The sequence below is a fragment of the Pseudomonas sp. NPDC089407 genome, assembly GCF_044900445.1.
Classification (GTDB): Bacteria; Pseudomonadota; Gammaproteobacteria; order Pseudomonadales; family Pseudomonadaceae; genus Aquipseudomonas.
This window is the reverse complement of the sequence record NZ_JBJDNB010000013.1, coordinates 1-19,232: the sequence shown is the minus strand read 5'-3', so window position 1 is coordinate 19,232 and position 19,232 is coordinate 1. Positions and strand designations below refer to the sequence as shown.

At 61.4% G+C, this 19,232-nt stretch carries 17 protein-coding genes; 3 read left to right on the top strand and 14 right to left on the bottom strand.

Going from position 1 to position 19,232, the window contains the following annotated elements; genetic code table 11:
- Positions 1-24: 24 nt before the first annotated feature.
- The 4 genes from ACI2KG_RS12140 to ACI2KG_RS12125 all read right to left on the bottom strand — a co-directional run bounded on the left by ACI2KG_RS12140 (position 25) and on the right by ACI2KG_RS12125 (position 5,553).
- On the bottom strand, positions 25-1,431 hold the full coding sequence (locus ACI2KG_RS12140; protein WP_404662075.1) for a M16 family metallopeptidase: 1,407 nt from the start codon (positions 1,429-1,431) through the stop codon (positions 25-27).
- A 30-nt stretch (positions 1,432-1,461) separates the two neighbouring features.
- A complete protein-coding gene (locus ACI2KG_RS12135) occupies positions 1,462-3,120 on the bottom strand; it encodes a Na/Pi cotransporter family protein (protein ID WP_404662074.1) in 1,659 nt (552 codons plus the stop codon).
- A 280-nt stretch (positions 3,121-3,400) separates the two neighbouring features.
- Positions 3,401-4,171: a TerC family protein gene (locus tag ACI2KG_RS12130; RefSeq protein WP_400613187.1), complete on the bottom strand. Its 771-nt coding sequence runs from the start codon at positions 4,169-4,171 to the stop codon at positions 3,401-3,403.
- Between the two features lie 74 nt (positions 4,172-4,245).
- The gene (locus ACI2KG_RS12125; RefSeq protein WP_400613190.1) at positions 4,246-5,553 is read right to left on the bottom strand and encodes a CitMHS family transporter; all 1,308 of its coding nucleotides are present in this window, start codon (positions 5,551-5,553) and stop codon (positions 4,246-4,248) included.
- Between the two features lie 267 nt (positions 5,554-5,820).
- Between ACI2KG_RS12125 and ACI2KG_RS12120 the strand changes: the two genes are divergently transcribed.
- Positions 5,821-6,222, top strand: a complete 402-nt coding sequence (locus ACI2KG_RS12120; RefSeq protein WP_404662073.1) for a GFA family protein — start codon at positions 5,821-5,823, stop codon at positions 6,220-6,222.
- 125 nt (positions 6,223-6,347) lie between these two features.
- Here ACI2KG_RS12120 and ACI2KG_RS12115 read toward each other — a convergent pair whose 3' ends face one another.
- From ACI2KG_RS12115 to ACI2KG_RS12070, 10 genes are all read right to left on the bottom strand, one after another.
- Positions 6,348-8,303: a DUF4105 domain-containing protein gene (locus tag ACI2KG_RS12115; protein WP_404662072.1), complete on the bottom strand. Its 1,956-nt coding sequence runs from the start codon at positions 8,301-8,303 to the stop codon at positions 6,348-6,350.
- Positions 8,300-8,620, bottom strand: coding sequence for a DUF2388 domain-containing protein (locus tag ACI2KG_RS12110; RefSeq protein WP_400613197.1), 321 nt, complete (start codon positions 8,618-8,620; stop codon positions 8,300-8,302). Before ACI2KG_RS12110 ends, ACI2KG_RS12115 begins: the two co-directional genes overlap by 4 nt.
- Before the next feature lie 36 nt (positions 8,621-8,656).
- A complete protein-coding gene (locus tag ACI2KG_RS12105; RefSeq protein ID WP_400613200.1) occupies positions 8,657-8,950 on the bottom strand; it encodes a DUF2388 domain-containing protein in 294 nt (97 codons plus the stop codon).
- 90 nt (positions 8,951-9,040) lie between these two features.
- A complete protein-coding gene (locus ACI2KG_RS12100; RefSeq protein WP_400613202.1) occupies positions 9,041-9,358 on the bottom strand; it encodes a DUF2388 domain-containing protein in 318 nt (105 codons plus the stop codon).
- Positions 9,359-9,667: 309 nt separating this feature from the next.
- Entirely contained in the window at positions 9,668-9,883 is a 216-nt protein-coding gene (locus ACI2KG_RS12095; RefSeq protein ID WP_201204204.1) for a DUF1127 domain-containing protein, read from the bottom strand.
- Positions 9,884-10,338: 455 nt separating this feature from the next.
- Positions 10,339-11,832, bottom strand: coding sequence for an acetyl-CoA hydrolase/transferase family protein (locus ACI2KG_RS12090; RefSeq protein ID WP_404662071.1), 1,494 nt, complete (start codon positions 11,830-11,832; stop codon positions 10,339-10,341).
- A gap of 189 nt (positions 11,833-12,021) precedes the next feature.
- The gene (locus tag ACI2KG_RS12085; protein WP_400613207.1) at positions 12,022-13,458 is read right to left on the bottom strand and encodes an NAD(P)(+) transhydrogenase (Re/Si-specific) subunit beta; all 1,437 of its coding nucleotides are present in this window, start codon (positions 13,456-13,458) and stop codon (positions 12,022-12,024) included.
- Positions 13,459-13,460: 2 nt separating this feature from the next.
- A complete protein-coding gene (locus tag ACI2KG_RS12080; protein ID WP_003256966.1) occupies positions 13,461-13,775 on the bottom strand; it encodes an NAD(P) transhydrogenase subunit alpha in 315 nt (104 codons plus the stop codon).
- 11 nt (positions 13,776-13,786) lie between these two features.
- Positions 13,787-14,908, bottom strand: a complete 1,122-nt coding sequence (locus ACI2KG_RS12075; protein WP_404662070.1) for a Re/Si-specific NAD(P)(+) transhydrogenase subunit alpha — start codon at positions 14,906-14,908, stop codon at positions 13,787-13,789.
- 436 nt (positions 14,909-15,344) lie between these two features.
- Entirely contained in the window at positions 15,345-16,244 is a 900-nt protein-coding gene (locus ACI2KG_RS12070) for a LysR family transcriptional regulator (protein ID WP_404662069.1), read from the bottom strand.
- Positions 16,245-16,405: 161 nt separating this feature from the next.
- Between ACI2KG_RS12070 and ACI2KG_RS12065 the strand changes: the two genes are divergently transcribed.
- Complete coding sequence (locus ACI2KG_RS12065) at positions 16,406-17,587, top strand: acyl-CoA dehydrogenase (RefSeq protein ID WP_404662068.1); 1,182 nt, start codon at positions 16,406-16,408, stop codon at positions 17,585-17,587.
- Between the two features lie 15 nt (positions 17,588-17,602).
- A complete protein-coding gene (locus ACI2KG_RS12060) occupies positions 17,603-18,823 on the top strand; it encodes a CaiB/BaiF CoA transferase family protein (RefSeq protein ID WP_404662067.1) in 1,221 nt (406 codons plus the stop codon).
- The last annotated feature ends 409 nt before the right edge of the window (positions 18,824-19,232 follow it).

Here is a 19,232-nt window from a genome sequence, read left to right as displayed (position 1 = left end):
TACTGGCAAAAGGATACCGCCGATCTACCGCTGCCGTGTAGCACCACTTGGCCGCTGCGGTCCATTGCGTCGCCAGCGCAGCAACCCCGCCGCCAGTATCAGCCCCACCAGCAAGGCCGCCAGCCCGTACAGTTCGTCATAACCCAGCAACGGCTTCTCGACCCGTACGTACCCGTTTTCCTTCAGCAGTTCCTTCAACGCCTGGTTGGCCTGTTCCAGCGTCACTTGGCGCAATTTACGCACCGGGTTGGCAAAACGCCCGTCGGTGTAATCGTTCAGCGCCCCCCAGTAGTAATCGGCCAAGGCACTGTTGCCCTGGGTGCTCCAGCTTTCCTTGGCAACGCTGGCGTCCTTGATGCGGGCGAACGTGTCCGGGTCGAGGCCCTCCTCGCGCAGGTGGTCGAACAGCGCCTGCATCACCGACACGGCCTTGTCGATGTCATCGCGCTCCAGGTCGGCATTGAGGCTGAGCAGGCCGGTGTCACCGAAGCTTTCGCGTTGCACCGAGGGGCCATAGGACAAGCCGTTGCGCAGGCGCAGTTGGTCGTACAGCGCCCAGTCCAGGTAGCGCGACAGTAGGTCCAAGGTGGCCTGGTGGTCGTTGTCCAGCACCGGCTCGATGAACAGCCAGTGCAGTTTGACGCTGTCGCCCAGCCAGCCGCGGGTCAGGTCACGGCGTTGCTCGGCTTGCTGGGTAATGCTCTCCAGGTTGCGCCGCTCTCCCGGCTCGCTGGCCGGCAACTCGCCAAAGGTGCGTTCCAGATAGGCCGGTAGCAGGCGGTCGAGGCCGCCGACCATGATCAGGCTCATGTTGTTGGCGGCGTACCAGTGGTCACGCAGGGCCTGCACCTGCTCCAGCGTCATGTCGTCGATATTGGAACGTTCCGGGCACTTCAGGCCCAGTTCGGTCGCCAGCTGGTCGCTGGCCGGGTGGCCGATGTCCTGACGGTCCAGCCAGCGCTGCAGGTGGCCATAATGGCCGCCATCCTCGCGTTCGATGATGCGCTTGGCGGTGGCCAGCGCCTTGGCATCGATGCGAGTGTCGCGCACGACCGCCAGCAGCAGGTCGAGCACCTTGCGCTGGTTGCGCGCCGGGGCCTCGATGACGAAAGTTGTATCGGCGCTGCTGGTAAAGGCGTTCCATTCTCCGCCAAGCGCTTGCAGGCGCTCTTCCAGGCCGCCCTCGCCCGTTTCGTCGATGCCGCTGAACAGCAAGTGCTCAAGCAGGTGCGGCAGTTCTTTCTGCTCGCAATTGAAATCATCCAGGCCCACCCCGACCACCAGGCGAATGGCCACATGGTCACGCTCGTAGCCGTTTTTCAGGATCACCTGAAGACCATTGGGCAACAGATAGCCTTCCACCCGCGAGCGGTCCAGGGCGAAGGTGGGCAGGCTGCAGATCAGCAGGCAAACGAACATCAGGCAACGCATGGGCGAGCAAAGATCCTCAGCTAGGCGTAATCACGGCTGGCGGGCTTCATCCGGCACACTGTCGAGCATCAGCCCGCCGGTGTCCGAGCCGCCCAGTACCACATAGGCACTGCTACAGAACAAAGAGTTCAACCGCTTCATGTCGGCAATCAGTTCCAAGTGTAGCGAACTGGTCTCGATACTTTGCACCACCTTGCGTTGCAGACGGCTGACATGGGCGTGGGCCAGGCGCCGTTCCTGGGCACGGAACCGGCGCTTTTCCCGCAGCAGCAAGCGGGCGCTTTCCGGGTCGGCACTGAGGAACACCGACAGCCCCAGGCGCAGGTTGGCCAGCAATTGCTCCTGCAGGCCGGTCAGCTCCTCCAGGCCCACCTGGGAGAACGCCCGGCGCTGGCTGGTTTTCTGCTGCTGGACCTTGCGCAGCATGCGTTCGACCAGGTCGCAGGCGAGCTTGAGGTTGATAGCCAGTTCGATGATTTCGGCCCAGCGGCGGTTGTCCTGCTCGCTGAGGTCCTCTCGTGACATTTGCGCCAGGTACAGCTTGATCGCACTGTACAAGGCATCGGCGTCCTCGCCCAAGGCGCGCACCTGCTGCGGCAAGGCTGTCTGGGTGCCACGCAGGGCACCCAGCATGGCTTCGAGCAGGCTGTCGACGATGTCACCCAGGCGCAGGGTTTCACGGGCAGCGTTGGCCAGGGCCAGGCTGGGGGTTTCCAGCGCCGAGGCATCAAGGTGGCGCGCTCGCACCTGGCCATTGCCGATTTCCCGCTCGGGGAGCAGCACGTTGCACAGCCGGCCCATCGGTTTGACCGTGGGCAGCATGATCAGGCAGCGCAGCGTGTTGTAGAGCAGGTGGAAGCCGATGACCAGTTCCTGTGGGCTGAAGCTCAGCGAGTCCATCCACGCTACCAGCGGGTGCAGCACAGGAATGATCAGCACCAAGCCGATCAGCTTGTACAGCAGGCTGCCCAAGGCCACCCGGCGCCCGGCGGCGTTCTGCATGCTGGTGCTGATGAAGGCCAGCAGGCCGCTGCCGATGTTGGCGCCGACCACCAGGCCGATGGCTACCGGCAGGCTGATCAACTCGGCCCCGGCCAGGGTTGCGGTGAGCAGCACGGCGGCCAGGCTGGAATAGGAAATCATGGCGAACATGGCCCCGACCAGGGCATCGAGCATGATGTCGCCGGTCAGCGAGGCGAACAGCACTTTCACCCCTTGCGCATGGGTGATCGGCGCAGCAGCCTGCACGATCAGCTCCAGTGCCAGGATGATCAGGCCCAGCCCGATGCCTACCCGGCCCAACTGGCCGGCGCGGGTTTGCTTGCGCGAGAGGAAGAAGATCACACCGAGGAAGATCAATAGCGGCGACAGCCATGACAGGTCGAAGGTCAGTACCCGGGCCATCAACGCGGTACCCACGTCGGCACCGAGCATGATCGCCAGGGCCGGGGTCATGGCCATCAGGCCCTGGCCAACGAACGAGGTGACCAGCATGGCGGTGGCGTTACTGCTTTGCACCATGGCTGTGACCAGGATACCGGCAATGAACGCCAACGGGCGCTTGTTCATGTTCTGGCTGATGATGCGCCGCAGGTCGGAACCGAATACCCGAAGGATGCCGGTACGCACGATATGTGTACCCCAGACCAGAAGCGTCACGGCCGAGAGCAGGTTGAGCAGGGTCAGCATGGTGAAGGCCCCCTGTTGCACAGGCCCACTGGGCCAAGGAAAAAACGTGAGCGTTTGAATAATTTTCAGTGCTCACTCAAAGCTTTAGTTGTTTTACGCAGCTGCCGCCAGCTTCGCATGGCTGCCTGTGATTTGAAACACGCTGGCAGTGAATGTTGTCTGTGCGGGCCTCTTCGCGGGTGAACCCGCGAAGAGGCCGGCACAAGAAAAGCCGTTTTCCAGTCATCCAGAAAATGAAAAAGGGCCCCGAAGGGCCCTGGCTGTCCTGCACTTCCTGATCTTACTGACCCGGAATGTCCTTGCGCAGTTTCACCGGGTCATGCTCTTTGCCTTCCTTGCGGGACAAGGCGGTGCGCATGCGGATGTTGATGGCCTCTACCGCCAGCGAGAAGGCCATGGCGAAGTACACGTAACCCTTCGGTACATGTACGTCGAACGCTTCGGCGATCAGCACGGTACCGACCACGATCAGGAACGACAGCGCGAGCATCTTCAGCGACGGGTGCTTGTCGATGAAGTCACTGATGGCGCCGGCACACAGCATCATCACCAGCACGGCCACAACGATGGCGGCGATCATCACCGGTACGTGGGAAACCATGCCTACTGCGGTGATCACCGAATCCAGCGAGAACACGATGTCGATGATGGCGATCTGGATGATGGTGTAGAAGAACTTGCCGCCTGCGCCTTTCGGCTCGTCGGCATTTTCGTCCTCGCCTTCCAGGCCGTGGTAGATCTCTTGCGAGCTTTTCCACAGCAGGAACAGGCCACCGAAGAACAGGATCAAGTCACGCCCGGAGATGCCTTGGCCAAGCACCACGAACAGGTCGGCGGTGAGGCGCATGACCCAGGTGATCGAGAGCAGCAGCATGATGCGGGTGACCATGGCCAGGGCCAGGCCAAAGATCCGGGTGCGTGGCTGCATGTGCTTGGGCATGCGGCTGACCAGGATCGAGATCATGATGATGTTGTCGATCCCGAGGACGATCTCAAGCGCGGTAAGGGTAAAAAAGGCAACCCAGATTTCCGGGCTGGTCAGCCATTCCATGTCATTTCCTTCAAACGGTAAAGGCGAAGCGCCCCAAACCAAGGGGCGCGTCGCGGTAGGGTAATTCGTATTTATTAAAGACTACTGAACAGCGGGAAAATGCCCATCAGCAGCGCGGCGAACATTATGCACAGGCATACCAGCACTGCCCACTTCAGGGTGAAGCGCTGATGATCGCCGAATTCGATACCGGCCAGGGCCACCAGCAGGTAAGTGGAAGGCACCAGCGGGCTGAGCAGGTGTACCGGCTGGCCGACAATCGATGCACGGGCCATTTCCACCGGGGTGATGCCGTAGTGGCTGGCGGCTTCGGCCAGTACTGGCAACACGCCGTAGTAGAACGCGTCGTTGGACATGAAGAACGTAAACGGCATGCTCACGATGGCAGTGATCACCGCCAGGTAAGGGCCCAGCGCTTCGGGGATGACCGCCAGCAAGCTTTTGGACATGGCATCAACCATACCGGTACCCGACAGGATACCGGTGAAAATGCCGGCGGCGAAGATCAGCCCGGTCACGGCCAGCACACTGCCGGCGTGGGCGGCGATGCGGTCTTTCTGCTGCTGCAGGCACGGGTAGTTGACGATCATGGCGATGCTGAAGGCGATCATGAACAGCACGGGTAGCGGCAGTACACCGGCGACCAGGGCAACCATCAGCGCAGCGGTCAGCGCGCCGTTGAAGTACAGCAGCTTGGGGCGGCGCGCTTCAGGGAACTGCGAAACGGTGATTTCGCTGTGGTCGATGTCGTCGGTCGGCAAATGCAGTTCACCCAGGCGGGCCCGTTCGCGTTTGCCGTACATGTAGGCAATGGCCAGGATTGCCAGTACGCCGAACAGCATGGCCGGGATCATCGGCACGAAGATGTCCGAGGGGTCGACATGCAGGGCGCTGGCGGCACGGGCGGTGGGCCCACCCCACGGCGTCATGTTCATTACCCCGCCGGCGAGGATGATCAGGCCGGCCATGATCCGCGGGCTCATGCCCAGGCGGCTGTACATCGGCAGCATGGCGGCGCAGCAGATCATGTAGGTGGTGGCACCGTCACCGTCGAGCGAGACTACCAGGGCCAGCACGGCGGTACCGACCGAGACTTTCAGCGGGTCACCCTTGACCAGTTTGAGGATCTTGCGCACGGCCGGGTCGAACAGGCCGGAGTCGATCATCAGGGCGAAGTAGAGAATGGCGAACATCAGCATCACGCCAGTTGGCGCAAGCTTGCTGATGCCCTCGAGCATCATCGGGCCGATCTTGGCGGAAAAGCCACCGAACAGGGCGAACAGGATCGGTACCAGGATCAGCGCGATCAAGGCCGACAGGCGCTTGGTCATGATCAGGTACATGAAGGTGATGACCATGGCAAAGCCAAGGAAGGTCAGCATGGCAATACTCCAGGCGTGGCGCTACGAAAGGACTGTCGATTCGGGCGGATCAGCGCGACTGGCGCTGCGCGGGGAGCATGCGGAGGGGGACTTCAGGAAGGCGGGCACAGGAATACATCAGAATCACCATTGTTGTTGTTGATTGGGCCGGGCGCGGTGTTTACCGGGTGCCCTGGCTGACCGGTCTTGTGCCGGTAGTGGGCGCTATCCTATGAGGGCAAGCTTTCAACCAGCTTTCGCTGAAGCAAAGGCGACGAGAGGTAGGTGATGCAGGATGTGACAGAGGGTGGCTGCCATTGTGGCGCCTTGCGTTATAGGCTGGAGGGTGACTTGACGGACATCGCCCACTGCCATTGTTCGATCTGCCGGCGGGTCAGCGGCGGGCTGGTAGTGACCTGGCTTACCCTGCCCCGCTCGGGCTTTCAGTGGCTGGCGGGTGAGCCGAACTGCTATGTGGCACCGGCCAGTTGCCGCCGCTACTTCTGTGGGGAGTGCGGGGCGCATGTGGCGCTGTTGACCACGCACAGCCCTGAAACCATCGATGTGACGGTGGCCACCTTCGATCACCCGGAGCGGGTGCGGGCCAACCGGCATATCTGGGTGGGTAGCCGGTTACCTTGGCTGCGCCTGGATGAAGATTTGCCGGGGGAGAATGGGGAAAGCCTTTAGGAAATCATGTTTGTGCGGCTGGCCCTATCGCCGGCAAGCCAGCTCCCACAGGATTCCACTACCTTCAACCCTGTGGTGATCCTGTGGGAGCTGGCTTGCCGGCGATAGGGCCAGACCTGCAAACATCACAACTGCAGGCCACCCGCAGCCTTGTGCAATGCCCGCAAATGTTCACCGATCTGCTTCACATTGGCCTCGACCGCAGCAATTTCCCTGGCCCGCGAAGGGTCCAGCAGCGCCCTCACCTCTTTGTCCAGGTTGGTGCTCAAACGCAACAGTTGCGCCTGTCGCTCGTTGCTCTCCTGCTCCAGGTGCCTGCGCTCCTCCAGCTGCGGCAGCCCGTAGCCCTTGGCATCGAGCAGCTCGGCCGGGCGGCTGAGGAAGCCGCTGTTGGCGAGCATCTGCTTGAGCGTGGCGTCGGCCTTGTTGATGCTGCCATCCTTCAGCGCCGCAGCATTCAGGTAACGCTGCTTGACCTCGTCCTGGGCCAGCAGCAGTTGCCGGCGCAAGCTGGCTTGCTCAAGCAACAGCAAGGCAGCGCTGGTGCGCAGGTCGGCCTTGGCGAACCAGGGGCGGCGTTGTTCGGCATCCTGGGCCAGCCAGTCTTCCACTTGTGCCTGCTTGATCGGCAGTTGCTTGCGCAGTACCTCGAACATGGCCTGGTAGCGGTCGCGGTAGGAGTCGAAACGGTAGCCCAGGCGTAGCGCCTCGCGCGGGTTGTCGAGCACGCTGGTGTCGGCCAGCCCCCTGCCCTTGAGCACGGCCAGCAAACCATTGGGCATGATGCTGTCGAGGTCGTTCAGCTGTGGGTTGGCGGTGCCGCTGCGCAGCAGCTTCAGCGACTCCACCGCGCAGTTGTTGGACAGGAACCAGTAGTTACCGTCGTAGCTCCAGTGCATTTCGGCAGCCTGGCGCACCAGGTTCTCGATTTCGTCGCGGTTCAGCTTCAACGGCACCGAGGCCAGGCTGCGCAGTTCGGTCTTGGTGTATTCGTCGATCACCTGGCCCAGCGGCAGCACGAACAGGCGCGACGGGTAAACGCCAACCAGGCCGTCCCAGCTGGACAGCTGTACGTCGTTGACGAAGGCGCGGTACGACAGCACCAGGCTCTGGTCGAGGTCCAGTCGGCAGTCCGGCCCACGTGGCCGGCCCGGTTTGCAGATGACCAGACGCAGCATGCTGTGGCCCCAGCGGCTGACCAGGTTCTGGTTGGCTTCGGCCAGCAGATAGTCCACTTCATAGACCCGCTCAGGGTCGATTTCGCCTAGTGGCTGGCGGGCAAAGTCGCTGCCGGCATTGATGAACGGCAGGCCTTTGGCGCAGGTGTCCTGTTGCGGTGCCCAGCCAAAGTGTTCGCGCAGGTACCGGTTAAGCGCGGGGCGGCGGCAGCCGTAGCTCGGGTCGAGGAGGAAGTACTCCATGTTGACCGCGATGTACTCCTTGGGGCTACTCAGTTCATAGCTGTCGGGGCTGCGCACGAACTGGCCGTTGTGCTGCTCGCGCTCGCCACGGCGGCCGACGTATTGCGGCCAGCCTGCGAGGTCGAGCAGGCGCGGGTCGTCGCTGAGGGTAAAGCGGCGCTCGGCCTGGCCTCGGCATTCCTCGGGCAGGCCGACCTTGCCCAGCGTCCCTTGCTGGCGCTTGCAGCGGGCAATCAGGGATTTCTCGGAGCCTGGCCATAGCCGGGCACGGTCATAGATATGGCTGAGTTCGTGCAGCACGGTGGCCAGCAGCTCTTCCCGCACCGTGCCATGGGGGCGGTTGGTGCGTTCGTGGGCGGCACTGCCGTCGGTAAGCCCGGGCAGCAGGCGGCGGTTGAGCTCAAGGGTGGACACCAGCGATGCCTGACCGTAAGCGTCGGCCGGCATGTTGTCGCTCCAGCTGACCCGCACACGGCGGTCGAGCTGCTGTTTGAAGCGTGGGGGCAGCTTGGCCATGGCCTCGTCGAGCAGCGCCTGGCTGGCTTGGGTTTGTTGTGGGTCGAGGCCGGATGCCTGCAGCTCAAGCTGCAGGTCGGCCAGGGCGGGCGTGCCGAGCAGCGCCAGGGCGCCGCCGAACAGCCAGGCGCGCATGCGCTTCACAGTGCAAGAATGGCTTCGGCCAGTACCTGATCGCTGGCGCCGCGTGCTTCCGGTACGCGCTCGCGCAGGGTGTTGAAGGCTGCCTCAAGCTGGACGCCGCGGATGTCACCCTTGCTGGCGACGAAGCTGGCGGCGTCGTCGTGGGCTTCGCGTACCACTTTGGAGTCGCGGATCGACGTGGTGGTGTCCGAGGTGAAGTCGATCGAACGGCCAAAGGCACGCACGATGATGTTGCTGGTGGCCACCAGCGTCTGTGCCTGGGCCAGGTCGGCCAGCAGCAGCATGCCGAGGGTAGCGGCAATCAGCGGTTTACGCATGGAGCATCTCCGAAAAATTCAAGGAGTCAGAAGTAGTTATTGGACGAGAATTGCCTGCGCCAGTTCCAGGTCGCCGACAGCCTGCCGCGCGCAATTGTGGCGTAATGATTCCAGAGCGGCTTCCAGCCGTGCACCGCGGATCAAACCCTCGGTGGCAACGAATGCGGCGGCATCGTCGCGCGCCTGGCGGACCAGTTTGCGGTCGAAGGGTGCGGTAGTGACCTGGCTGGTGGCATAGCCGGAGATGACCAGGCCTTGCGTGGTGGTATCCATGGCATGGGCGCTGGGCATGCCAGCGGCGGCGAACAGCAACGGCAACAGATAACGCATCGGCATTCTTGCAGGCTGGGAAAATAGGCGGCGCACGCTACCTCAGGTGCGAGGGCCGAAGCCGACGCACCTGTTTTTGCGTGGCGTGGATCAGAGCGCCAGGATGGCCTGGGCCAGCTGTGCGTCGCTGGCTTGCAGTGCCGGCATGTTCGAGCGGATGTGCACGAAGGCGCTTTCCAGTCGGGCACCACGGATATCGCCTTGCGTGCCGACGAAGGTAGCTGCGTCATCCCGAGCTGCCTGAACGATTTTGTCGTCGCGGAACGAGGAGGAGATATCGGAGGTAGCATCGGTAGACGCGGCTACCGCACCCACTACGGCGTCGGTGGTGACAACGAAGCTGGTGGCGTTGGCAGTGCTGGCCAGGCCGAGCAGCAGGGCGGCGCCAATCAGGTGTTTACGGGACATGATCGTGGACTCCTGGGTAGGGTCAGGTTGATTCTGCTTTCTCGGATGTTTGCACGGCGCGTCGCGGCACATTTCCAACAACTGGTTCTAGCAGACGGTTAAGCCAAGCGTATCACGCAGTGTTGTATCTGGATGCTAATGAGTGTTGCGCAAGCAACTGTTATGGTCGTTTTTGAATAAAGTAGAATTGTACTGGTTGCGGCTGCGAATGCTCTGCAATGCACATTACAGGCAAAAAAAACCCGTCGCAGTAACCTGCAACGGGTTTGGGGAATTCGCGGTACCGGCTGAGGCCGGCAAGCCGGGAGCTTAGCGCCAGAAAGGCTTGCTCAGCTCTTCGTAACGCTGTGACTCGCTGATACCGGCGTCGGCCAGCAGGCGGGCGTCCAGGCGAGCCAGTTGACGGCGGCTGGCCATACGGCGCTGCCACAGCAGCAGGGTGGACAGTGCGCGCAGCGGCATCGAGGCGTTGGATTGCTGGGCGTTGCTTTCAAAAACCAGACCGGAACTGAGGGTACGTTCCATGATGCTTCATCCTTCCGCTTATGGCGGGATTAGGTAGTGATTTAACTGATGCCAATGATCCTCCTCTGCTGTCCATAACAGTAGATACAGTTCGGGTGAAAGACGATAGCTCAGTTAACTGTGTAATCCTACTGTTGCACTCGAAATAGGCGTAACTGTACTGGTCTGCACTTAAATAGTGCATTTCTAGAAGTTGAAGCGATTTCAGACGGTGAGAATCGGTGAAAGCACCGATACAGTAGAACAGATTTTTATAGAGGTGCGCTTCAGCTGTGTTGCACAAAATTGTCGGAGCGGCCTTGTGTCGCGATGGGCCGCAAAGCGGGCCTGGAATCTCAAGGTTACAGTTGAGATTGCCGGGGCTGCTGTGCAGCCCTTTCGCGACACAAGGCCGCTCCTACAGGGGCATGACCAGAACAGCAGAAGCAGGGCCGCTGTTCCGCACCGCGACTGGATCAGCCAGCCAGCATACGCCCGGTTTCTTCCAGGTTTTCGTGCCAGCTCAGCGCTTCACGCAGAATGTGCGGGGTATGGCCACCACGCTGGCAGGCACGATCGAAGTAGTCGTTCAGCGCAGCGCGGTAGTCCGGGTGCACACAGTTGTCGATGATCGCTCGTGCCCGCTCACGCGGCGCCAGGCCACGTAGGTCGGCCAGACCTTGCTCGGTGACCAGGATGTCCACGTCGTGCTCGGTGTGGTCGACATGGCTGACCATCGGCACCACGCTGGAAATCGCCCCGCCTTTGGCAATCGACTTGGTCACGAACACGGCCAGGTGGGCGTTACGGGCGAAGTCACCCGAGCCACCGATGCCGTTCATCATCCGGGTGCCGCACACGTGAGTAGAGTTGACGTTGCCGTAGATATCGAACTCCAGTGCGGTGTTGATACCGATGATGCCCAAGCGACGCACTACTTCCGGGTGGTTGGAGATTTCCTGCGGGCGCAGCACCAGCTTGTCCTTGTAACGCTCCAGGTTGCCGAACACATCGGCATTACGGCGCGTCGACAGGGTGATTGAGCTGCCCGAGGCAAAGCTCAGCTTGCCCGCGTCGATCAGGTCGAAGGTGGAGTCCTGCAGCACTTCGGAGTACATGGTCAGGTCTTCGAACGGCGAGTCGATCAGGCCGCACATCACCGCGTTGGCAATGCTGCCAATGCCGGCTTGCAGCGGGCCGAGCTTGTTGGTCATGCGGCCAGCGTCGACTTCTTTCTTCAGGAAGTTGATCAGGTGGTCGGCGATACCTTGGGTTTCGTCATCCGGCGGCAATACGGTGGACGGCGAGTCCGGCTGGTCGCTGATGACGATACCCACGATCTTGGCCGGGTCGATGGGGATGGCGGTGCTGCCGATACGGTCGTCAACCTTGACCAGCGGGATAGGCGTGCGGGTCGGGCGGTAGGTCGGGATATAGATGTCGTGCAGGCCTTCGAGGTTGGTGTTGTGCGAGAGGTTGATCTCGACAATCACCTGCTTGGCGAAAATCGCGAAGCTGGCCGAGTTGCCCACCGACGTGGTTGGCACGATGTGACCCTGCTCGGTGATGGCCACGGCTTCGATGACCGCGATGTCCGGCAGCTTCAGCTGCTGGTTGCGCAGCTGTTCGACGGTTTCCGACAGGTGCTGGTCGATGAACATCACCTGGCCGTCGTTGATGGCCTTGCGCAAAGTGCTGTCGACCTGGAATGGCATGCGGCGAGCCAGCACGCCGGCCTCGGTCAGTTGCTTGTCCAGGTCGTTGCCCAGGCTGGCGCCGGTCATCAGGCTGATTTTCAGTGGCGACTGCTTGGCACGTTCGGCCAGTGCATGCGGTACGGCCTTGGCTTCGCCGGCGCGGGTGAACCCGCTCATGCCGACGGTCATGCCGTCCTCGATCAGACCAGCGGCATCAGCCGCACTCATTACCTTGCTGTGCAGGGAGGACAAGCGGATACGATCACGGTACATGGATTGTTATCTCGGGCTACTGAAACTACTGCAGCGCAGTCTAGAGACTTCGCCCTTTGCCGTCCCGCGACCATGGTCGTATGAAAGGTCCGGAAAAAGAGCCATTGATCTGGATCAGCAAAATGCAGAAGCCCCGGGAGAATTCTCGCCGGGGCTTTCTATATAACGCAGTGTTTGTAGCTGAACGGATTACTCGACCGCTTTGACCATATCTTCGATGACCTTCTTCGCGTCACCGAACACCATCATGGTTTTGTCCAGGTAGAACAATTCGTTGTCCAGGCCGGCATAGCCGCTGGCCATCGAGCGCTTGTTGACGATGATGGTCTTGGCCTTGAACGCTTCGAGGATCGGCATGCCGGCAATAGGCGACTTGGGATCGTTCTTCGCCGCCGGGTTGACCACATCGTTGGCCCCGAGCACCAGCACCACGTCGGCCTGGCCGAACTCGGCGTTGATGTCTTCCATCTCGAACACCTGGTCGTACGGCACTTCGGCCTCGGCCAGCAGCACGTTCATGTGCCCGGGCATCCGCCCCGCCACCGGGTGGATCGCGTACTTCACGGTCACACCGTTGTGGGTCAGCTTTTCGGTCAGTTCCTTGAGCGCGTGCTGGGCGCGGGCCACCGCCAGGCCGTAGCCCGGGACGATGATCACGCTGTCGGCATTGCTCAGCAGGAAGGTGGCATCGTCGGCCGAGCCGGACTTCACCGGGCGCTGCTCTTGCGAACCTTGCGCGGCGCCGGCATCGGTATCGCCGCCGAAACCACCGAGGATCACGTTGAAGAACGAACGGTTCATCGCCTTGCACATGATGTACGAGAGAATGGCACCGGACGAGCCGACCAGGGAGCCGGCGATGATCAGCATCGAGTTGTTCAGCGAGAAGCCGATGCCGGCTGCTGCCCAGCCCGAATAACTGTTGAGCATCGATACCACCACCGGCATGTCGGCGCCGCCGATCGGAATAATGATCAGCACACCCATGATGAAGGCCAGAACCAGCATCAGGGTGAAGGCACTGTAGTGGCCGGTGAAGGTAAACAGCAGGCCGAGAGCGATGGTGGTCAGGCCGAGGATCAGGTTCAGCTTGTGCTGCCCGGCGAACTGTACCGGTGCGCCCTGGAACAGGCGGAACTTGTACTTGCCCGACAGTTTGCCAAAGGCGATTACCGAACCGGAGAAGGTGATGGCACCGATGGCTGCGCCAAGGAACAGCTCCAGGCGGTTGCCGGTCGGGATCGGGTCGCTGATGGCAGCAACGATGCCCATCGACTGTGGTTCCAGTACCGCGGCGATGGCAATGAATACCGCAGCCAGGCCGATCATGCTGTGCATGAAGGCGACCAGCTCAGGCATCTTGGTCATCTCTACACGCTTGGCCATGACCGAGCCGGCGGTGCCACCGACCAGCAGGCCGACGATCACGTAGCCGATGCCGGCAGTAGCAAGCTCAGCCCCGAGCTTATAGATGAGGCCAACCGTGGTGAGGATCGCGAGCCCCATGCCGATCATGCCGAACAGGTTGCCGCGCCGCGAGGTAGTCGGGTGCGACAGGCCCTTGAGCGCCTGGATGAAGCACACCGAGGCGACAAGATAGAGGAGCGTTACCAGATTCATGCTCATGCTTACTTCTGCGCCTCGTTCTTGGTTTTCTTCTTGAACATCTCAAGCATGCGGCGGGTGACCAGGAAGCCACCGAACACGTTGACCGCGGCCAGGGCCACCGCCAGGGTGCCCATCAGCTTGCCTGCCGGGGTCACGGTCAGGGCCGCTGCCAGCATGGCGCCAACGATGACGATCGCCGAGATGGCGTTGGTGACCGCCATCAGCGGTGTGTGCAGCGCCGGGGTGACGTTCCACACCACGTGGTAGCCCACATAGATGGCCAGCACGAAGATGATCAGGTTGTAGATGCCATGGGAAATCAGCATGTCTTCCATTGTCGTGCTCCTTAGCCGTTCTTGCGGACGACCTGGCCATCGCGGCACATCAGGCAGGCCGCGACGATGTCGTCTTCGAGGTTGATGACCAGCGCGCCGTCCTTGTCGAACAGCAGCTTCATGAAGTCCAGCAGGTTGCGTGCATACAGTGCCGAGGCATCAGCGCCCAGCTGAGCCGGCAGGTTGGTAGGGCCAACGATGGTCACACCGTTCGCCTGCACCACCTGATCAGCGACAGTCAGCGGGCAGTTGCCGCCCTGGGCTGCAGCGAGGTCGATGACCACCGAGCCGGGCTTCATCTGCGCCACGGTTTCGGCGCTGAGCAGGGTCGGTGCCTTGCGGCCGGGAATCAGCGCGGTGGTGATGACGATGTCCGCCTGCTTGGCACGCTCGTGCACGGCCTGGGCCTGGCGCTGCATCCAGCTGGCCGGCATTGGACGCGCATAACCGCCGACGCCTTCGGCGCATTCACGCTCTTCGTCGGTCTCGTAGGGTACGTCGATGAACTTGGCGCCCAGCGACTCGATCTGCTCCTTCACTGCCGGGCGTACATCGGACGCCTCGATCACTGCGCCCAGGCGCTTGGCCGTAGCAATCGCCTGCAGGCCGGCAACGCCTGCACCCAGGATCAATACACGCGCGGCCTTCACGGTACCAGCGGCGGTCATTAGCATGGGCATGAAGCGTGGGTAGTGATGGGCGGCCAGCAACACAGCCTTGTAGCCGGCGATGTTGGCCTGCGACGACAGTACGTCGAGGCTTTGCGCCCGCGAGGTGCGCGGCGCGGCTTCCAGGGCAAAGGCGGTGATGCCGCGTTCTGCCATCTTGCCGATCAGTTCGCTGTTGAACGGGTTGAGCATGCCCACCAGAAGGCTGCCGCTGTTGATAAGCGCCAGTTCCTGGTCGTTGGGAGCGGCCACCTTGAGAACCAATTGAGCGCCGTAGGCATCGGCTGCGCTTCCCAGGGAAGCACCCACGGCCTCATAGGCACTGTCCGGAATGGCGGCGTTAAGCCCTGCCCCCCGTTGGACGGTGACCTGATGGCCCTGGCCAATCAGTTTCTTGATGGTTTCCGGGGTCGCAGCGACCCTTGTCTCACCGGTCTGCGTCTCGAGAGGAACACCAATGTGCACGACTATTTCTCCTGCGGTGACCTTTTGTCTTTGTAAAAGCCAGCACACTTCGGATGGTGAGCTGGGGCGGCTGTGGAGCGCCAACCCGCCGGATCCCGGGCGGGCGAAGCATTTTGCAGACGAACCCCAGGGCCTTCAACCCGTTCTGGAGCGAAACCAAGTTAAAACTACAAGTCACCCTGTGACCGCTTGTCGCAGCAGTAAGGCTTTAGCCCGTCAAACATGGGCTATTGGCAGATTAGAAGAAAAAATCAAAATAAATTCGGTCAATTCGCTTACAACTTGCTGAATGTCGCAAAATAGCCCGCAAAGCCGTGCAGTCAGCAGGGTTAAAGGGTATTTTTGTGTTTGCGGAACAGTTTGCTTTAATGCGACAAATACATATATCTGTAGGCGTTCAAAATAATTGACTACGCAGTCAAGTTGTCGCATTTGTTCACGCTTTTGCCGTGTATGCCTGGGCCTGGCTAACCAGCCAGTCGCGGAAAGCGCGGAGCGAAGCAGACTCCACCTTGCGCTCTGGAATCATCAGATAGTAGGCCTTGTCGCTACTCAGGGCGTATCTGTTAGCGACTACCAACCTACCCTCCTGCAACTCGCGCTGGATCAGGAATGGGGGTATCAGGGCTATGCCCATTTCGTGCATGGCCGCCTGTGCGAGCATCGAGAATAGTTCATAACGCGGGCCTGTCATGTCGCCCTCCACGTTCATGCCCATGCTGCCGAACCACTGCCGCCAGGCGTAGGGGCGCGTGCTTTGCTGCAGCAGGGGTAGCTGGGCGATGCGCTGTGCCTCGAGCGTGCCCTGCCCGTCCAGCAGCGCAGGGCTGCAAACAGGCACCGGGTTTTCCCCCATGAGCCGGTGCGACTGGGTGCCGGACCAGTCGGCGTCGCCAAAATAGATGGCGGCATCGAAGGTGGTATCGGCAAACAGGAATGGCCGGGTGCGGTTGGTGAGGTTGACCGTGACGTCGGGATGGCACTGCTGGAAGTCCTTCAGCCGAGGTAGTAGCCATTGGGTGCCAAACGTCGGCACCACTGCCAGTTCGATCACGTTGGCGCCCTGCTGGCGCATCACCGACAAGGTGTCGCGTTCCACGGCGTCCAGTTGTGCGGCAACCTGGCGGCTATAAGAGAGGCCTGCCTCGGTCAGTTTTACGCCGCGCCGCGAGCGACGAAACAGTTCCACATTAAGGAAGGCCTCCAAGCCACCGATCTGGCGACAGACGGCGCCCTGGGTCAGGGCAAGTTCCTGAGCCGCCTTGGTAAAGCTCTCGTTGCGCGCTGCCGCCTCGAAACAAATCAGGGCAGCGGTACTGGGAATCTTGCGGCGCATGTACGTCAACCTCACTTATAAGGCTGTCAATGTGGCGATTTGCCGATTTACGAAGTGATAAATTATCACTAATTGGTGCGCAATCCTCGTTTGTACCCGCAGCCGATCAGGCCTAGGCTCAAAGGCACAAGAAACTGCTCCCTATTTCGAGGATTTCGCTCATGGCCGGTAAAGCAAGCTTCAACTGGATCGACCCGCTGCTGCTGGATCAGCAGCTCACTGAAGAAGAGCGCATGGTGCGTGACAGCGCTTATCAGTTCGCCCAGGACAAGCTGGCCCCGCGCGTGCTCGAGGCCTTCCGTCACGAGCAGACCGACCCGGCAATCTTCCGCGAGATGGGAGACGTCGGCCTGCTGGGGGCAACCATTCCCGAGCAATACGGTGGCAGCGGCTTGAACTACGTGTGCTATGGCCTGATTGCGCGCGAAGTGGAGCGCATCGACTCGGGTTACCGTTCGATGATGAGTGTGCAGTCGTCGCTCGTGATGGTGCCGATCAACGAATTCGGCACCGAAGCACAAAAGCAGAAATACCTGCCCAAGCTGGCAAGTGGCGAGTGGATCGGTTGCTTCGGCCTGACCGAGCCCAACCATGGCTCCGACCCGGGATCGATGATTACCCGTGCCAGGAAAGTGGATGGTGGTTATCGCCTGAGCGGTAGCAAGATGTGGATCACCAACAGCCCGATCGCCGATGTGTTCGTGGTCTGGGCCAAGGATGATGCCGGCGATATCCGTGGCTTCGTTCTGGAGAAAGGCTGGCAAGGCCTGAGTGCCCCGGCTATTCATGGCAAGGTCGGCCTGCGCGCCTCGATCACCGGCGAAATCGTCATGGACAACGTGTTTGTGCCGGAAGAGAACATCTTCCCGGACGTGCGCGGCCTGAAAGGCCCCTTCACCTGCCTGAATTCAGCCCGTTATGGCATCTCCTGGGGGGCGCTTGGTGCTGCAGAAGCCTGCTGGCACACCGCCCGCCAGTACACCCTGGACCGCCAGCAGTTCGGCCGCCCGCTGGCTGCCAACCAACTGATCCAGAAAAAGCTGGCCGACATGCAGACCGAAATTACCTTGGCGCTGCAAGGTTGCCTGCGTCTGGGGCGCATGAAGGACGAAGGTACGGCTGCAGTAGAGATCACCTCGATCATGAAACGCAATTCCTGCGGCAAGGCACTGGATATCGCCCGCATGGCGCGAGACATGCTGGGCGGTAACGGTATCTCCGACGAGTTTGGCGTGGCCCGTCATCTGGTCAACCTGGAGGTGGTCAACACCTATGAAGGCACCCATGACGTACATGCGCTGATCCTGGGGCGTGCGCAAACCGGTATCCAGGCCTTCTATTGATAAAGGAGCCAGCCCATGGGCGCGCTATCACATCTGCGGGTGCTGGACCTTTCGCGCGTGCTGGCTGGCCCGTGGTCTGGCCAGATCCTCGCTGACCTTGGCGCTGACGTAATCAAGGTCGAGCGCCCGGGCAGTGGCGACGATACGCGCTCATGGGGGCCACCCTTCCTCAAGGATGCCGAGGGTGAAAACACCAGTGAGGCGGCTTATTACCTGTCGGCCAACCGCAACAAGCGCTCGGTGACCATCGACTTCACCCAGCCCGAGGGGCAGCGTCTGGTGCGCGAGCTGGCAGCGAAGTGCGATATCGTCATCGAGAACTTCAAGGTGGGCGGGCTGGCAGCCTATGGCCTGGACTACCAGAGCCTGAAGGCGGTAAATCCAAGGCTTATCTATTGCTCCATTACCGGCTTTGGCCAAACCGGGCCCTATGCCAAGCGTGCTGGTTACGACTTCATGATCCAGGGGTTGGGTGGGCTGATGAGCCTGACCGGTCGCCCGGAGGGTGAAGACGGCGCAGGGCCGGTGAAAGTGGGTGTTGCGCTTACCGACATTCTTACCGGCCTTTATTCTACGGTGGCCATGCTGGCCGCCCTCGCCCATCGAGATCAGACGGGCGTGGGTCAGCATGTCGATATGGCCTTGCTCGATGTGCAGGTGGCTTGCCTGGCGAACCAGGCAATGAACTACCTGACCACGGGGGTCGCGCCTCGTCGGCTGGGTAATGCGCACCCAAATATCGTGCCTTATCAGGATTTCCCGACGGCGGATGGCGACTTCATCCTTACCGTGGGTAACGACAGCCAGTTCCGCAGGTTCGCTGAGGTGGCGGGGCAACCGCAGTGGGCGGATGACTCGCGCTTTGCTACTAACAAGCTGCGTGTGGCCAACCGCGCCGAGCTGATTCCATTGATTCGCCAGGCCACGGTGTTCAAGACCACCGCCGAGTGGGTGAGCCAGCTGGAGGCTGCGGGGGTGCCATGTGGGCCTATCAATGATCTGGCGCAGATGTTCCAGGACCCCCAGGTGCTGGCGCGCGGATTGGCAGTGAACATGGCGCACCCGTTGGCGGGTAGCGTGCCACAGGTGGCCAGCCCGATCAGGTTGTCGGAGACGCCAGTGGAGTATCGTCGGGCGCCGCCATTGCTGGGTGAACATACCGAGGTGGTGTTGGGAGAGGTGTTGGGGCTGGATGCCGGTGAGGTGCAGCGCTTGCGCGGTGCTGGTGTGCTTTAAAGGTAGAGGGTTGTATTGAAAAGCGGGGTGGCCGTCAGGCCGCCCCGCTTTTGCTTTTGGGCTTTTGGCTGTGCGGGATGGGGTTGTATATGGGGTGATGGGCCTGTTTATAGATAGTGTTGGGTTGAGAGGTGTCCGCCTCAACACATGCAGCGCCTGTGAGATCGAGCGCCGCCCGCGCGGCGCTTCGCGGGACAAGCCCGCTCCCACAGTCTGTTTCGGGCCAGTCTCTTCTGTGAGGTCTCCGCTGCCCGCCTTGTTTGTCCCCCTCGATATAGAAGGTGTCGCCTCAGCTTTTCTGCAATCCCCATGGCGCGAGTGGGGAGGTGCAGGAATAACTGGCCTGAAACAGACTGTGGGAGCGGGCTTGTCCCGCGAAGCGCCGCGCGGGCGGCGCTCGATCTCACAG

Excerpts from the sequence above, each read along its gene's own strand:
- ACI2KG_RS12080 (WP_003256966.1), bottom strand. The coding sequence starts at position 13,775 with ATGGAAGACATGCTGATTTCCCATGGCATCTACAACCTGATCATCTTC.
- ACI2KG_RS12095 (WP_201204204.1), bottom strand. The coding sequence starts at position 9,883 with ATGGAACGTACCCTCAGTTCCGGTCTGGTTTTTGAAAGCAACGCCCAG.
- ACI2KG_RS12140 (WP_404662075.1), bottom strand. The coding sequence starts at position 1,431 with ATGCGTTGCCTGATGTTCGTTTGCCTGCTGATCTGCAGCCTGCCCACC.
- ACI2KG_RS12070 (WP_404662069.1), bottom strand. The coding sequence starts at position 16,244 with ATGCGCCGCAAGATTCCCAGTACCGCTGCCCTGATTTGTTTCGAGGCG.
- ACI2KG_RS12125 (WP_400613190.1), bottom strand. The coding sequence starts at position 5,553 with ATGCTGACCTTCCTTGGCTTTGCCATGGTCATCACCTTCATGTACCTG.
- ACI2KG_RS12085 (WP_400613207.1), bottom strand. The coding sequence starts at position 13,458 with ATGAGCATGAATCTGGTAACGCTCCTCTATCTTGTCGCCTCGGTGTGC.
- ACI2KG_RS12135 (WP_404662074.1), bottom strand. The coding sequence starts at position 3,120 with ATGCTGACCCTGCTCAACCTGCTCTCGGCCGTGACGCTTCTGGTCTGG.
- ACI2KG_RS12110 (WP_400613197.1), bottom strand. The coding sequence starts at position 8,620 with ATGCGTAAACCGCTGATTGCCGCTACCCTCGGCATGCTGCTGCTGGCC.
- ACI2KG_RS12090 (WP_404662071.1), bottom strand. The coding sequence starts at position 11,832 with ATGTACCGTGATCGTATCCGCTTGTCCTCCCTGCACAGCAAGGTAATG.
- ACI2KG_RS12100 (WP_400613202.1), bottom strand. The coding sequence starts at position 9,358 with ATGTCCCGTAAACACCTGATTGGCGCCGCCCTGCTGCTCGGCCTGGCC.
- ACI2KG_RS12130 (WP_400613187.1), bottom strand. The coding sequence starts at position 4,171 with ATGGAATGGCTGACCAGCCCGGAAATCTGGGTTGCCTTTTTTACCCTT.
- ACI2KG_RS12060 (WP_404662067.1), top strand. The coding sequence starts at position 17,603 with ATGGGCGCGCTATCACATCTGCGGGTGCTGGACCTTTCGCGCGTGCTG.
- ACI2KG_RS12120 (WP_404662073.1), top strand. The coding sequence starts at position 5,821 with ATGCAGGATGTGACAGAGGGTGGCTGCCATTGTGGCGCCTTGCGTTAT.
- ACI2KG_RS12105 (WP_400613200.1), bottom strand. The coding sequence starts at position 8,950 with ATGCGTTATCTGTTGCCGTTGCTGTTCGCCGCCGCTGGCATGCCCAGC.
- ACI2KG_RS12065 (WP_404662068.1), top strand. The coding sequence starts at position 16,406 with ATGGCCGGTAAAGCAAGCTTCAACTGGATCGACCCGCTGCTGCTGGAT.